Annotated in this window: 12 protein-coding genes; all 12 read left to right on the forward strand. The window is 35.0% G+C overall.

The features are described from left to right. The first annotated feature begins 119 nt into the window (after positions 1-119). The 12 genes from VGE44_RS13905 to VGE44_RS13960 all read left to right on the forward strand — a co-directional run bounded on the left by VGE44_RS13905 (position 120) and on the right by VGE44_RS13960 (position 14,583). Complete coding sequence (locus tag VGE44_RS13905; RefSeq protein WP_331080132.1) at positions 120-1,790, forward strand: hypothetical protein; 1,671 nt, start codon at positions 120-122, stop codon at positions 1,788-1,790. Positions 1,791-1,911: 121 nt separating this feature from the next. Beyond that, a complete protein-coding gene (locus tag VGE44_RS13910; RefSeq protein WP_331080134.1) occupies positions 1,912-2,817 on the forward strand; it encodes a class I SAM-dependent methyltransferase in 906 nt (301 codons plus the stop codon). Between the two features lie 258 nt (positions 2,818-3,075). Then, on the forward strand, positions 3,076-4,167 hold the full coding sequence (locus tag VGE44_RS13915) for a DegT/DnrJ/EryC1/StrS family aminotransferase (protein ID WP_331080136.1): 1,092 nt from the start codon (positions 3,076-3,078) through the stop codon (positions 4,165-4,167). Between the two features lie 27 nt (positions 4,168-4,194). After that, positions 4,195-5,457 (forward strand): glycosyltransferase family 4 protein, encoded by a 1,263-nt coding sequence (locus tag VGE44_RS13920; protein ID WP_331080138.1) that lies wholly within the window; start codon positions 4,195-4,197, stop codon positions 5,455-5,457. Then, on the forward strand, positions 5,447-6,730 hold the full coding sequence (locus VGE44_RS13925) for a DegT/DnrJ/EryC1/StrS family aminotransferase (protein ID WP_331080140.1): 1,284 nt from the start codon (positions 5,447-5,449) through the stop codon (positions 6,728-6,730). Before VGE44_RS13920 ends, VGE44_RS13925 begins: the two co-directional genes overlap by 11 nt. 21 nt (positions 6,731-6,751) lie before the next feature. Next, positions 6,752-7,258, forward strand: coding sequence for a phosphoribosyltransferase (locus VGE44_RS13930; RefSeq protein ID WP_331080142.1), 507 nt, complete (start codon positions 6,752-6,754; stop codon positions 7,256-7,258). Positions 7,259-7,272: 14 nt separating this feature from the next. Next, positions 7,273-9,402: a bi-domain-containing oxidoreductase gene (locus VGE44_RS13935; RefSeq protein WP_331080144.1), complete on the forward strand. Its 2,130-nt coding sequence runs from the start codon at positions 7,273-7,275 to the stop codon at positions 9,400-9,402. Positions 9,403-9,436: 34 nt separating this feature from the next. Next, entirely contained in the window at positions 9,437-10,681 is a 1,245-nt protein-coding gene (locus VGE44_RS13940) for an O-antigen ligase family protein (RefSeq protein WP_331080146.1), read from the forward strand. Continuing rightward, a complete protein-coding gene (locus tag VGE44_RS13945; protein WP_331080148.1) occupies positions 10,662-11,924 on the forward strand; it encodes a hypothetical protein in 1,263 nt (420 codons plus the stop codon). The genes VGE44_RS13940 and VGE44_RS13945 overlap by 20 nt, the downstream gene beginning before the upstream one ends. A gap of 16 nt (positions 11,925-11,940) precedes the next feature. After that, positions 11,941-13,092, forward strand: coding sequence for a glycosyltransferase family 4 protein (locus VGE44_RS13950; protein ID WP_331080150.1), 1,152 nt, complete (start codon positions 11,941-11,943; stop codon positions 13,090-13,092). Between the two features lie 8 nt (positions 13,093-13,100). Then, complete coding sequence (locus tag VGE44_RS13955) at positions 13,101-14,123, forward strand: Gfo/Idh/MocA family oxidoreductase (RefSeq protein ID WP_331080151.1); 1,023 nt, start codon at positions 13,101-13,103, stop codon at positions 14,121-14,123. Then, entirely contained in the window at positions 14,113-14,583 is a 471-nt protein-coding gene (locus tag VGE44_RS13960) for an acyltransferase (RefSeq protein WP_331080153.1), read from the forward strand. The genes VGE44_RS13955 and VGE44_RS13960 overlap by 11 nt, the downstream gene beginning before the upstream one ends.

The following is a 14,583-nucleotide window of genomic DNA, read 5'->3' on the forward strand; positions in this document are numbered from 1 at the left end:
TTATCATGTTTGATATTTGTCATTGTCTCAATGTTAAGTTGACATTGACAGTATAGTTAATTAAGTTTATTTTTCGAAGTGTTTGATTCTTTCTAAAATCTTGCCCTAAAAAATTCGTGTTGAAAAATTTTATAAAAAAAATAATAAGTCAGGGTACAAAGGAGTTGATTACTAATTCTTGGTTATATAGATATCTGATTCTTAACATCAAATATTATCGGCTTCTTAAACCGAGACTTAAAGTAAATCTAAGTTTACAAAATGGACTCCTCGTAAACACAAGTAAGGAAAAAAAGCAGAGAATATTAGTTCCTTTGATCGAAACATCGCATTATAATTTCTATCAAATATTGATCATGGCAAAGTCGCTTCAACTAAGGGGCCATGATGTCAAGTTATTATTATGTGGATCTTCTCTAGATGGATGTGAGATTAAATCTGTAAGAAATAATCTATTTGATCCCTGCCTGAACTGCCGGTTCAATAAAAATAATGTAGTGCCATTTTTTGGCCTGGATACAGTTACTCTAAAAGATTATATTGGGAAGGAAGACAATAATATTATAAGCCTCAAGGCGGAAGAGGTGGTGGAATCCTATCCCAGTAAATATTATTTCAAAGATATTGAAATAATTAGAATGACCAATGATTCAGTAACACGGTTTTATTATGGTGATGTTCCCGATGAGCATTCTTATGAATTAAGCAGGATTAGAAAGCGTTTTTTGATTTCAGCGATGAGGGGGATTTTAGTAGCTTCCAAAATTGAGGCCGAATGGAAGCCAACAATAGTTTTTAGCCACCTAAATGTGTATTCAGATTGGGAGCCTTATTACCAGTATTTTGGATCCAAAAATGTCCAGCTGAATACAATGTCAATTTCGCCATTTAATTATCATGCTCAATTGCTCAATTATGCAGACTTGTTTTCATCCTCAGAAAGATTTAACAAGTGGCTTCAAAGTCGGCAGAGCAAACCTCTAACTGATCCTGAAAAAAATGAACTGTCTAAGTTACTTAGTTCAAGATTTGCAGGAAAAGCCACTGTTTTCGAACAATACGGATTTTTCGACAGTAGGACGTCTGTATCGAGCCATATAAACATAGACTCTCAAAAGAATAATATTTTTCTTTTTTCAAATGTTTTTTGGGATGTGGGAATCACTCATGACGACGCCTTATTTAAAGATGTAATTTCATGGGTTTTGGACTCTATTGAGTTCATATCAAAATCTAGAACAAGCCATCTTTATATTAAACCACATCCAGCTGAAAGGTATGATTCAGGCGCGACTTCAGCAAAAGGAGTAATAGATTATATTTTCGAGCGTTTTCCAGTTTTACCATCTAACGTTACCATAATTTATCCGGAGTTTAAGATAAATACTTACGAATTATTTCCATACATAAATAAAGGAGTAGTTTATAATGGAACGCTGGGAATCGAAATGCTGGTCAATAATATTCCTGTAGTAGCATGCGGGCGAGGTCCTTATAGCGGATCAAATTTGGTTATTGAACCAATGACAATAGATGAATATAAAGAAATGCTGACCAGTGATTATAAAATATTGAAACCATCAAAGGAACGTGTGGAACTGTTCGCGTATTTTTATTTTATAAAAACACTTATTCCGTGGAAGCTTACTAAAAGGGCTTATGCAGATAATTTTGATGGATTTACCATCGAATCATTAGATAAATTACTTCCTGGGAATGATAAATATCTGGATCACTTGTGCAACAGTATTTTGGATGCAAAAAACACAGTCATAGAAAACTGGAACTAATTTTTATGATGGTGTATGAATTTTTTGTTTTTTCCATTAAAGTCTATCTAATGTTATAAATTGAAACTCTCAATTAAAAAGCTTATATGTACACTTCAATTACAACTCTTTAAAAAACCTTATGGGAGCACAACATTCAAACCTACGTAACCTTTGGGATAAGTCATTTATGGCAAAAGGACACACAGGTTATACAGATCCATTGAAGCATAGTTATGATCAACCTATACGTCTGGCAGCTGTTAGCCGGATACTAGCTAGGTTATTTCCTAATGCCGGATTATCAGGGAAAAATGCATTAGATATTGGTTGTGGTACTGGCGATTTTATTAAACTTCAAAGGCAAAATGGGATGTTTGTTACGGGGCTGGATATTTCTCCTAAGGTAATTGAAGCTACGCGTCAAAGATTTCAAAATGATGAAAAGGTTGAATTAATTAGCGGACCTGTTGTAAATGTAAATCTTAAGGATGATTTTTATGATCTTGTTACCAGTATTACAGTATTACAACATATTTTGGAAGAAGATGAATTAATTCAATCCTTAAAATTGATAGGTAAATCTATGAAGACTGAGGGAATACTGATTGTTCTTGAATTGGCGCCACCTCATAAAGATTCTATAATTCATTACAATGATGGAATACCCTATCTTATCGAACGACCGGCAAATACCTGGAAGTTACTGTTTAATAAGGCAGGGTTTGATTTAATTGAAGAACCGGTAATGCCTCAACTCGGTATTGCTATGCTTAGAGGATTCGGTTCAATATTTGAAAAAATCGGTCAGAGGAAAAATAATTTGGGTGTTTCACCTCCTAACCCTAACAATGACAGCACCAAGAATGCAGGCTCTGCAATTAATAAACCGTCATTCTTTCAAAAGATTAAATATAAAGGGTTTGTCTCCATACGAAAACTCTTACTTTTGATTTCACACCCTTTTGACCATACATTCCATCTTCCATTTCCAAGTGCGCCCAACAGGCATTATCACATTTTTGTCTACAAATTCAAAAGACATTAAATATTATATTGCGAGAATGTCCAAAATATAGGTTCAGTTCTACAAATAATTAAAATTGAATTTTAATTATTTGTAGAATGATTATGTGAATTTAACTCAGCTTTAACGAGAAAGCTATAACGTGAATGCTTCTATATTTAAGTAAAATAAGTTTAAAACATTTAACTAATTGCTCTAATTGGATTTCGAAAGTATGTTTTAAAAGTCAATTTTACCTTTAAGTGTTTTTCAAATTTAATATTTTTATAACTATCAGTGATGAAAAAAATCCCTGTTTACCAGCCATTATTAGCTGGAAATGAAATTGAATACGTAAATAATTGTCTTAAAACTACCTGGATTTCCTCAAAGGGGGAGTATATTTTGAAATTCGAAGAAGAGTTTGCTAAATATATTGACATCGATTATGCGACTACAGTAAGCAACGGTACAGTTGCTTTGCATCTGGCCTTATTAGTCTTGGGGATTGAAAAAGATGATGAAATTATAGTACCAACCCTTACTTATATAGCAAGTATTAATGCTATTTCAATGGTGGGGGCTAAACCTATATTTGTAGATTCAAATAAAGATTCCTGGAATATGGAATGTGAACTAATTGAATCAAAGATTACCAATAAAACAAAGGCAATTATGGCAGTTCATTTATATGGTATGCCCTGTGATATGAGTACTTTAAGGTCTATTTGTGATAAGCATAATTTGTATTTGATTGAAGATGCAGCAGAAGCCTTTGGTAGCAAATTTGATAATAAATTTACAGGTACTTTTGGAGATATATCTACATTTAGTTTTTTTGGTAATAAAACAATAACCACTGGAGAAGGTGGAATGTTAGTATCTAATAATCAATCTTTTATAAGGAGAGCCGAATATTTAAAAAGTCAATCAGTATCAAATATTAAAGAATACTGGCATGATGAAGTAGGATACAATTATCGAATGACCAATATTTGCGGGGCAATTGGACTTGCTCAACTGGAACAGGCTAGTGAAATTATAGAGAAGAAGGTTCAAATTGCCCAATGGTACAAGAGTGGTCTAAAGAAACTGCCGGTCACATTTCAATCTGATAATCCTAAATGTTTTAATTCGTTCTGGATGGTATCCATACTCGCAGAGAATAAAGAGATCCGCGATTCAATCCGTGAATATCTTAAGTTAAACGGTATAGAAACTCGTCCATTATTCTATCCTGCCCATACAATGCCTGTTTTTAAGAATGATGAAGCTTATCCAATCTCGGAATTTCTGAGTGATAGAGGGATGAACTTGCCTAGTTATCCAGGCTTAACTAAGGATGATGTTGATTATATTTGCTCAATGATGATTAGGACATTTAATAACTAACTCAAAATAAAACTTTAATTACGAATAATGGTTGAATGCAAAAAACTTAGAGTCCTACTAGTGGGAACGTATCCTCCGCCATATGGTGGGATTGCAACTCACTTAGTTTCACTTATCCCGGCCTTAACGGAAAGAGGTGCTGATGATATCGCAGTGATAACTTTAGGGTCTGAAGATAAAATTGAGGCTATTGATGGAGCTACAATTTACAGATACAACATAAAGAAATATTATAGGCATCTATTTTTGCCGTCGAATTGGTTGCTTTTGTTTCGTGTTTTTATAACACTAATGACAAAGGGATTAGAATTTCGTGCAGTAATTCGGGAGTCTATTAAAGCTATTTTGATAAATAAAATTGCAAAACTTCATCATAGTGAGGTAGTTGCTTTTTACCATAGTGATGCCCATTTTGAGATGATTCCGTTAATTGAACACTGGAAGGGTAAATGTGGTATTGTATTAACAGTATTTGGTGAAGTATATGGTTCTCCAGTCTTTATTCAGCAATACAAGGCAATAATTGAAAAAATGCTTGAATTGCCTGATATCGTATGGGCTTCAAGTAATCATTGTGCTTGCAGCTTTAAAACTGTTGGTATTAATAGGCAAATAAATACCATTTATCTGGGCTCTGATCTTGGGAATAAGCAAGACGATTCGAAACGGTCTGAATTTCGGAGGGAGAACAATATTTCGTCAGAAGACGTTGTAATTCTCTTCATGGGTCGTTTCATTAAGGATATGGGACTGGATGTGGTTCTTCGGATTATTCCAGAAATGCTAAATGAATTTCAAAACATTGTTTTTATTTTGGCGGGTGCAAGAGGCCATTTATCTGATCAGGCAACTGAGCTGTCCCAGAAATTCCATGATAGAGTATTAATTTTTGAAAATTTTCCGTTTTCAATACAGGATAAAATGCTTGCAGGTTCTGACGTGATTTTGGCCCCATCATATGACCAAAGAGCATGTATGGGGCTTTCTATCAAAGAAGCAATGGCTGCTAGTCTTCCGGTTGTTGCCACAAAAAGTGGCGGTATCCCAGAGGCGGTAGTACATGGTGAAACAGGGTTTCTGGTAGGGTTAGATGCAAAAACTAAGTCTGCGGATCAATCAAGTTTAAAGGAATATATTGTAACACTTGTAAATGATTCTAAATTAAGATCACGCTTTGGTGTTGAAGGGCGAAAACGTGCAGAAAAATTGTTTTCACTTGTAACCACTCTTGATAAAGTTACCGCTACTTTTAATGATGCAAAATTAAAAAGAAGAGTAAATGGCCACTAAGCGTCACATTTCTTTATATTATGGTTCTATATCGATAAATCGATCTTTCAGATTCATACTTGATTGGGTCCAGAATTTTTTTAGAAGTAATGACTATTGCCGTAAAATGCTGCATGAATACATCAAGGTTACATATTATAGTGAGGCCACAGATATTTATTCATATGGGAGTGCAAGATCAGCTTTAGCTGCATTTCTCAAAGCATATGGGATTAAGGAAGGCGATGAGGTGATATTATCAGCATATACCTGTCTGGCAGTTCCAACTGCGATCCTTGCGGCAGGTGGTACACCGGTTTATGTAGATATAAATAGTGATACTTTAAATATAGAAATACAGGGCATACAAAAGTGTATGTCGCCTAAGGTAAAGGCAATAATCATTCAACATACATTAGGGAAAATAGCAAATGTTAAAGAAATTGTAGATTTTGCCCAATCAAAGGGAATAGTAACAATTGAAGATTGTGCGCTTTCACTTGGATCCAGGATTAATGGTAAATTAATTGGCAGTTTTGCAGATGCCGCCATTTTATCAATGGAACTCTCTAAAACTTTATCTATAGGCTGGGGTGGTATTTTGGTCGTCAACAAAACAGAGATTAATGGGCTTGTAAAGAAGAATTATAATTTATTGAGTGAAAAAGGTAGAGCCTCAGCCTCAAAAGATTTATGTCAAACAGTGATTTCTGCAATTAGTTATCATCCTTCATTATATCATATCCTCGGCAAGTACGTTTTATTTGCAGGCTTCACGAGCAAACTCTTCAGGAAGTCTACACCGACTAATGAATTTTTAGGATTAATTGCGGATGATTTTATCCTTAAGATGAGCGGTATACAAGCAAGCATCGCTTTGTTGCAGTGGAAAGATGCTCAGCGTACAATTTTTTTAACAAATAAAAATGCGACACACTTAAGAAAACTGTTGTATGGATTAAATATTGAGATGCCTGGCATACCTGAACTATCTGAGTACGGAGTTTCTCCCCGGCTATCATTTTATACAAATGACAGGTCGGTGGCTGTAGATTACTTTATGGAACGAGGAATTGAGTTAGGGCAATGGTTTGATGGGCCGCTATCTCCTGTTCCAACAAATCCTTCATTTAATTATTTGCCGGGTCAATATCCATTAGCAGAGGCAGTTGCTATGAAAATAGTAAATCTTCCTTGCCATAGTAGGATAACAGGAAGAGATTTAGACCATATGGAAAATGTACTTAAAAATTTTATTTCAGAAAATCCTGAAAATATTGTAACCAATGTTTAAAGAATTAAGCAACAAATATTTATGAAAAGCCAAAATATTGTAAAAACCCAACAAGAAATTGACAAACGTATAAATGCTCTTGCAGAGCAAATTAACCATGATTACAAAGACCTTTCTCTGGATTTAGTGTGTTTGTTAAATGGGGCTTCCATGTTTTGTTCAGACCTCATCAGAAAGTTGACGATACCGGTAAAAATTCACCAAATTGGTTTTTCATCATATCCCAATGGTAGTAAGTCGGGAGAAGTAAGAATTACACTTGATATCACACAACCTCTTGAAAATTGCCATGTTCTAATGTTAGAAGGTGTAATTGTTAGTGGCCGAACACCTCATTATATATATGAATACTTAAAACTTCGTAAACCTTCAAGTATTGAAATTTGTGCCTTTGGAAAGAAACCTGATGTATTGGCTGTTGATCTTCCGATTAAATACGCTGCATTTGAGTTTGGATCTGAGGTAATTGTAGGGTATGGAATGGGAGATCAGGAGAAGTCGTTACCTTATATAATTAATAGAAGCTAATATAGCAGGATTTCATGAAGCAGATTTTAATAAGAAGTGGAGCAGCTATAATTGCAGAGGTTCCACAGCCTATGATAGAACCGGATGAAATTTTGGTACAGGTAAGAGTATCTTGTTTATCAATTGGTACAGAAATGAGTGGAGTAAAATTAAGTGCAGTTCCGATGTGGAAAAGGGCACTTAATCAACCCGATAATGTTAAAAAGGTCATTAATATGGCTGCAACTCATGGAATTAGTCAGGCAATCAGTACGATAAGGGAAAAGAAAAATCTGTCTAGCCCTACTGGATACTCATCATCAGGTATAGTGGTGCAGATCGGGTCTTCAGTATCAGACATAAAAGTTGGAGATCGAGTGGCTTGTGCAGGATCACCTCATGCTGAATTGATTAAAGTTACCCGTAATCTTTGTGTGCCTATTCCCAAAGAAGTGGATTTCGATAGTGCATCTACTGTAACTTTAGGAGCCATTGCCCTACAAGGCATAAGAAGAGCACAGCCCACACTTGGAGAAACATTTGTTGTAATTGGTCTGGGGGTCCTGGGTCAATTAACCATACAGATGCTAAAAGTAAATGGGTGTAAAACGATTGGGTTGGATCTCGATAAAACAAGGATAGATCTTGCTAAGGAACTTGGTATGAACATAGGTCTGGATACCAATGAAAAAAATGATTTTGAACAAATCTCAAGGTTTACAAATGGGTATGGAGCTGATGGTGTGATTATCACAGCTGCATCATCTTCTAACGAAATAATATCTACAGCTTTTAAAATGTGTCGAAAAAAAGGGCGTGTGGTATTAGTCGGAGATGTTGGTTTAGATCTAAGGCGGCCTGATTTTTATGCTAAGGAGTTAGATTTTTTTATTTCTACTTCATATGGTCCTGGACGCTACGATCATAGATACGAGGAGAAAGGGTTAGATTACCCAATATCTTATGTTCGCTGGACAGAGAATAGAAACATGGAAGAATACTTACGGTTGGTGGCAAATAAACAGGTTTCTATTAGGCCTATGGTTTCTGCTACTTATACAGTTGAGAATTCATCCGAAGCTTATTCGGTATTAAATACTCAGAAAGATAAGTATCTAATGATCTTATTAACCTATCCCGCCAAGGAGGTTCCTGCATTTACCAGAATAGATATCACATCCGGTAAAACAGAATTTAAAAATGAAAAGGTAAGGATAGCTGTATTGGGTGCAGGAGGTTTCGCTAGGGGCACACATTTACCATTAATTAGAAGTCTTAATGATAAGTATGCTTTACAAGCAATCGTAACCCGTACAGGACATACTGCTAAGTCAGTGGCTGAACAGTTCGGAGCGGTTTATGCCAGCACAGATTATAGAGAGGTTTTAAATGACCCCAATGTGGATGCGGTAATAATCGCTACTAGACATCATCTACATGGACAAATGGCACTGGAAGCTTTAAAAGCCGGGAAACATGTGTTATTGGAAAAACCACTAGCCCTGACCTACCAAGATATCGAAAATCTGGATCTTTTTATAAATGAAACAAGCGAAAAGGATCTGCCTGTTTTAATGACAGGATATAACAGAAGGTTTTCTCCTTTTGCTAAGAAAATGCAATCTTTATTAAACGTGAGGAGTGCACCATTTATCATCAATTACAGGATGAATGCGGGATTTATTTCGGATGAACATTGGGTACACGGGCCTGAAGGAGGTGGAAGAAATGTAGGAGAGGCCTGTCACATTTATGATTTATTTCTTTACCTTGCAAATTCAAAAGTAACTGAACTCACAGCAACAAGTATTAAACCCCTATCCAATCACTACAGATATAATGATAATTTTGTAACCACGCTGAGTTTTGAGAATGGATCTATTGCAACATTAACATATACAGCATTGGGATCCAAAGATTATTCTAAGGAAATGGCTGATTTATATTATGATGGGAAAATAGTTATCTTAAATGATTACAAAAGTCTGGATGTCTATGGTAAGCGAGAAAAATCAATTATTACTTCTTTACAGGATAAAGGACATAAAAATCAACTCACAGAATTCTACGAAGCTATAAGAACTGGAAAATGGCCGATTCCTTGGTGGCAACAACAGCAGTCTGCACAGATTGCACTAGCGGTAGAAGGACAGCTAAAGCAATAGAAATGGTAAATAACTAGACCGAAAACTTGCTTTAATGATAAGACTTGATATTCTTAAGTATCTACTTCCACTGTTTTTGATAAGTCCTATGCTAACTTTAGGTGGCTTTGGATTAACAATTGCAGAGATTTTAACCTTTTTTACAGGGATAGTTTTTCTGATGGGATTTAAAGGCACTATCAAATTTCCTGCAATTCTTATACTATTCATATTTCTCATAGTAGTCGGAAGAATTGGAGCCTTTGTGAATTCATTAGATTATAATATCCCTTTCAATTACGCCAAAATAGTCTTTCTGTTTATTATTTTTGTTCAGGTAATAAGCTACAGTATTGGCAGATATTCTAAGATTACTTTTGATGAAATTATTGTTTCGGGATTCGCTAAGGTATTATTTTCGGTTTTGGCAGTTTTCTCTTTAATATATATTGTTTCTGACTTTGATACTAGAGTCAGACTATTGACTTTATTTTTCCCAAAGGGGATGGATTTTGTAAGATTTAATTCACCTAGATTTCCGGGATTGGGAATTAATGCAAATATCTATTCCTTTATTGTGTTTATGTTTCTAGTTATGTCTGTCCGTACCTACCTTGAAAATAAATCAAATTTTTTGATACCGTTTTTGTGCACAGTTATTATATTCTCAATTACAAGTAAAACCACAATTATTGTATCAATGATTGCATTATTGTTTTTTTCGATTTATTACTACAGCAAAAAAACTTCAGATAATTTGACCAAGAAGAAAGCAACACGAATCATAACAACTTTGATTTTAATTGGTTTTATCATAATTACTGCAAGTATAGTTTTCTCTGAGTATATAATCATATTTCAACGATTTGATGAATTATTGGGCAATAGTGAAAATGTAAATTCATTAAATGATCGTTTTGAACTTTGGAATCTGGGAATTGAGAGAATAAAAATGGCGCCATTTTTTGGTATAGATGTAGTTCAGGCAAATTTGGTCAGTGATACTAGACCTATCTATTTTGCCACTCCACATAATGAATTTCTTTTTTATTGGATGTCGTTGGGTATAGCAGGTCTTTTGGCTTATAGTATTTTGCTTATTTATTTGGTTTGGATAAATCTGTTTCCTAAGATTCGAATTGAATGGATAATCATATATTCCGCTTTAATAATCCAGATGTTTTTTGACGGTGCATTCCAAACATTAAGATTTCAGTTTATTTTCTTCATTTTCTTGGGATTAAATTTCAGAGAATTGGCAATAGAACGAACAAAAGATTATGATTTTAAACTACAGTAAAGTTTTCAGTTCTTTAAAGAATTTAGAGGGCTGGATTAATAACAATGGATTCAAAGGGTATGACCCACACGATATAAAAGGATTGAAATTATTCATTTACTTCCTACGTCCCAAGCATACTATATTAATGAAAATTATCAGGAAACCATTTTTCTATGCACTTGACTATTTCCCATTAACATTAAGAAAAATCTTCAACGTTAAAAAAACCACAAATGCCAAAGGTATGGCATTGTTTGCCAAAGGATATCTAAACCTTTTTGAACTTACAGGTGATAATAATTATAAACTTAAGGCGGAGGAATGTTTGACTTGGCTTCTCAATAATAAATCTGAAGGATTTAAAAACAATGCCTGGGGATATCCATTTGATTGGCAAAGCGGTGTGTTTACCCCTACGGGAACTCCTGCTTCTGTTGTTTGTAATGCGGTTGGTGATGCGTTTTGGAGGGCCTGGGAGGTAATCAAAGATCCCGAATACCTTAAAGTGTGTGAGGGTCTTTGTGATTTTTTTCTGGAAGATTTGAATATCGATGAGGTTGCTCAGGAAAGTATTTGTTTTAGTTATACACCTTTAGATAATTTACATGTCCATAATGCAAATTTACTATGTGCTGAATTTTTGATTAGAATAGGAAAAGCAGTTAATAATGAAAAATATATTGAATTTGGGCTGAAAGCCGCTAACTATGCATTGGAAGAACAAAATGAAGACGGATCAATATATTATTGGGGCAATGACCAACAATATCATGGACCTAAAGCAATAGATCATTACCATTCGGGATTTGAGATTCGGTGCCTATATATGATATCAAAATTAACTGATCGTATAGAATACAAAGAAGCTTATGCTCGTTACTACGATTTTTATCTAAAAAATTTGCTTGCCCAAGATGGGGACTTTGTAATGCCGAAAATGACACCTAAAAGTTATTATCCAATTAATATTCATTCATGCGCTGAAGCGCTGATACTTAATTCATCATTGTTAAAACAGCGGAGTGAGCCAAATCTGTTTCTCGAAAATTTGGCAAGCAATATTATTGACACTATGCAGGGGCCGGACGGAGCTTTTTATTATGTGAAACGTAAAATTGGATCAATAATTTTCACAGATAAAATGCCATATATACGATGGGGACAAGCGTGGATGTTTTTGGCCATGTCAGAATATCTTTTGAAAACCTCTCAACATAACACCGTTAATTCACCTAATAGTACACTACATCAGGCCAATTAATCTCTGACCTATATAAATGAGAATTTCAGTCGTATTACCTGACAATATAAATACTGCTTCCAGAGCATCGAAGGAAATCCAAACGCTTAAAAAGGAAGGACACACCATTAATCTGATCTATATGCCTCCGGCTTATGCGTATGAAGATATGCGTAATCCAAACGTGTCAAGATATGTGCGAATAAGGCTTTTGTCGAGAGGTCTACCTAAAAGCACCTTTTTTTGGGCAGTTAAGTTTCTCGAATTTTTGATTCAAACCTTTTTTAGCTTGATTAGACAAAGACCAGATGTGGTTCTATGTCATGACCTTTTACCATTAATACCTTGCTTTTTGTATAGCAAGCTATTTTTTAAAAAACTTGTCTATGATTCCCATGAAATTCATCGAGAGATTTTAAGCCCGTTGAAGCCAAAAAAATTCTGGGATGCTGCTGAAACTTATATTATCAACCATTCTAATATTACATTCATAACAGACCATCATCGATTAAATTATATGGTCGAAAAAGCAGGTGTTCATGCGGATAAAATCACGACACTTTATAACTATCCATATCTGGGAGAACTAAGAAGTGCCGGTAAAAAATTATCAGATCTAAGCTACTCTAAGCAAAAGGTGGTTTATACCGGCATTATTATGCCTGGGAGATACATTGATGACGTAGTCAGATCAATCCCCTATTGGCAACCAGATTCCGATTTTTATCTTATTGGTGATGGTGGATCAGAATATATCAACGAACTTAAAGAAATTGCCTCTGGACTTGGTGTATCAGAAAGAATACATTTCGTAGGTGCAGTAAAGTGGGATGAACTTGTTGATTTTATTGACGAATCTGCTGTGGCATTTGCATTCTATAAAGACAATTGTTTAAATAATTATTATTGTTCTCCTAACAAGCTTTATGAGGCATTATCATCAGGTACACCTGTTATTGGCACAAAAAACCCAATGATTGTGGAAGTTCTTGATAAATTAGATTTTGGGGTATGCCTAGATTTCAAGACCATTAATCCAAAAGCAATAGGTGAGGCGGTAAATCTTACCATATTAAAAAATTACTCAAAAGATCATCGGTTAAAGGTGAAAAAACAGCTCATTGATAATTATTCATGGGAATCTCAAGAGCATCAGTTCCTGGATGTATTTAATCAAGCGGCGAAATAATATATTAAATGAAAAGGAAATTAAGATTTGCAATAGTGGGCTGTGGAAGGATTGCACAGCGTCATGCCGAGCACATAGAAAAAATTGGTGAACTTGCGGCGGTTTGTGACATAGTAGAATATAAAGCAGTTCAGTTATCTGAAAAATATAATTCAAAAGCTTTTTTTTCTCTGGATACCATGTTGTCCGAATTACAGGACGTAGATGTGATTTCTATTTGCAGTCCTAATGGCCTGCATGCTAGTCATAGCATAAGTGCCCTGAATGCGGGATTTCATGTATTGTGTGAAAAGCCAATGGCCATATCCGTAGCAGATTGTGGAGAAATGATAAAAACTGCAGAAAGAAATAATAAAAGACTATTTGCTATCAAGCAGAATCGTTTTAATCCGCCTGTGGCCGCGGTGAAAAAGGCAATTGACGAGAATAGACTTGGCAAGATATACAGCGTACAATTGAGCTGTTTCTGGAATAGAAATGAAGATTATTATAAAGACTCCTGGAAGGGCACCAAGGATATGGATGGAGGTACTTTGTATACTCAATTTAGTCATTTCATAGATTTGCTTTACTGGTTAATTGGGGATGTCAGAGATGCTCATGCTTTCACACGAAATTTCGGTCATTCAGATATAATAGAATTTGAAGATACTGGTGCAGTGATTGTTGAATTCTATTCTGGGGTAATTGGAACAATCAATTATACGGTTAATAGTTATAAGAAAAATATGGAAGGATCTTTAACTATTTTTGCTGAGAAGGGGACTGTTAAAATAGGTGGTCAATATCTGAATGAATTAGAATACCAATCTATTGAAGGATTTGAAATTAAGGATCTCCCGGTTGGAAATACGCCTAATAATTACGGTACTTACATGGGATCAATGTCTAATCATGATAAAGTGTATGCCAACTTAGTGGAGGTTTTGAACGATAACGCCGCCATATCGGCAAACTCATTTGAAGGTTTAAAGACGGTTGAGATAATTGACAAAATTTATGCCTCCGCAAAATTTTTAAATGGAAAATAGTCCTAAAGTTTATAAATCAACAGTAAGAGATGTCTCTTTTGGTACAAATGTAACCATAGTTGAACCAGTGAACCTCTATGAATGTCAAATTTCTACAGGATGTTTTATCGGACCATTTGTGGAAATTCAGAAGGGGGTAGTGATTGGCGTTAATACCAAGATTCAATCACATACATTTGTTTGTGAATTAGTAAAAATTGGATCTGACTGTTTTATTGGACATGGTGTGATGTTTATTAATGATTTGTTTAAAGAGGGTGGGCCTGCAAACGGTGATGTAACTAAATGGGCAAAAACAACAATAGGTGATAACGTCTCATTGGGAAGCAATTCAACTATTCTGCCAGTAAATATTTGTAGCAATGTAGTAATCGGCGCTGGGTCGGTGGTGACTAGAGACATCATTGAGCCTGGAGTCTATGCTGGAAACCCAGCCAGATTTAAACGTAAAATTAAGTAA

This window comes from Daejeonella sp., from assembly GCF_036405355.1.
GTDB lineage: Bacteria > Bacteroidota > Bacteroidia > Sphingobacteriales > Sphingobacteriaceae > Daejeonella.

Coding starts and splice junctions, on each gene's coding strand:
- VGE44_RS13930 (WP_331080142.1), top strand. CDS start 6,752: ATGAAAAGCCAAAATATTGTAAAAACCCAACAAGAAATTGACAAACGT.
- VGE44_RS13910 (WP_331080134.1), top strand. CDS start 1,912: ATGGGAGCACAACATTCAAACCTACGTAACCTTTGGGATAAGTCATTT.
- VGE44_RS13915 (WP_331080136.1), top strand. CDS start 3,076: ATGAAAAAAATCCCTGTTTACCAGCCATTATTAGCTGGAAATGAAATT.
- VGE44_RS13950 (WP_331080150.1), top strand. CDS start 11,941: ATGAGAATTTCAGTCGTATTACCTGACAATATAAATACTGCTTCCAGA.
- VGE44_RS13940 (WP_331080146.1), top strand. CDS start 9,437: ATGATAAGACTTGATATTCTTAAGTATCTACTTCCACTGTTTTTGATA.
- VGE44_RS13935 (WP_331080144.1), top strand. CDS start 7,273: ATGAAGCAGATTTTAATAAGAAGTGGAGCAGCTATAATTGCAGAGGTT.
- VGE44_RS13925 (WP_331080140.1), top strand. CDS start 5,447: ATGGCCACTAAGCGTCACATTTCTTTATATTATGGTTCTATATCGATA.
- VGE44_RS13960 (WP_331080153.1), top strand. CDS start 14,113: ATGGAAAATAGTCCTAAAGTTTATAAATCAACAGTAAGAGATGTCTCT.
- VGE44_RS13945 (WP_331080148.1), top strand. CDS start 10,662: ATGATTTTAAACTACAGTAAAGTTTTCAGTTCTTTAAAGAATTTAGAG.
- VGE44_RS13920 (WP_331080138.1), top strand. CDS start 4,195: ATGGTTGAATGCAAAAAACTTAGAGTCCTACTAGTGGGAACGTATCCT.
- VGE44_RS13955 (WP_331080151.1), top strand. CDS start 13,101: ATGAAAAGGAAATTAAGATTTGCAATAGTGGGCTGTGGAAGGATTGCA.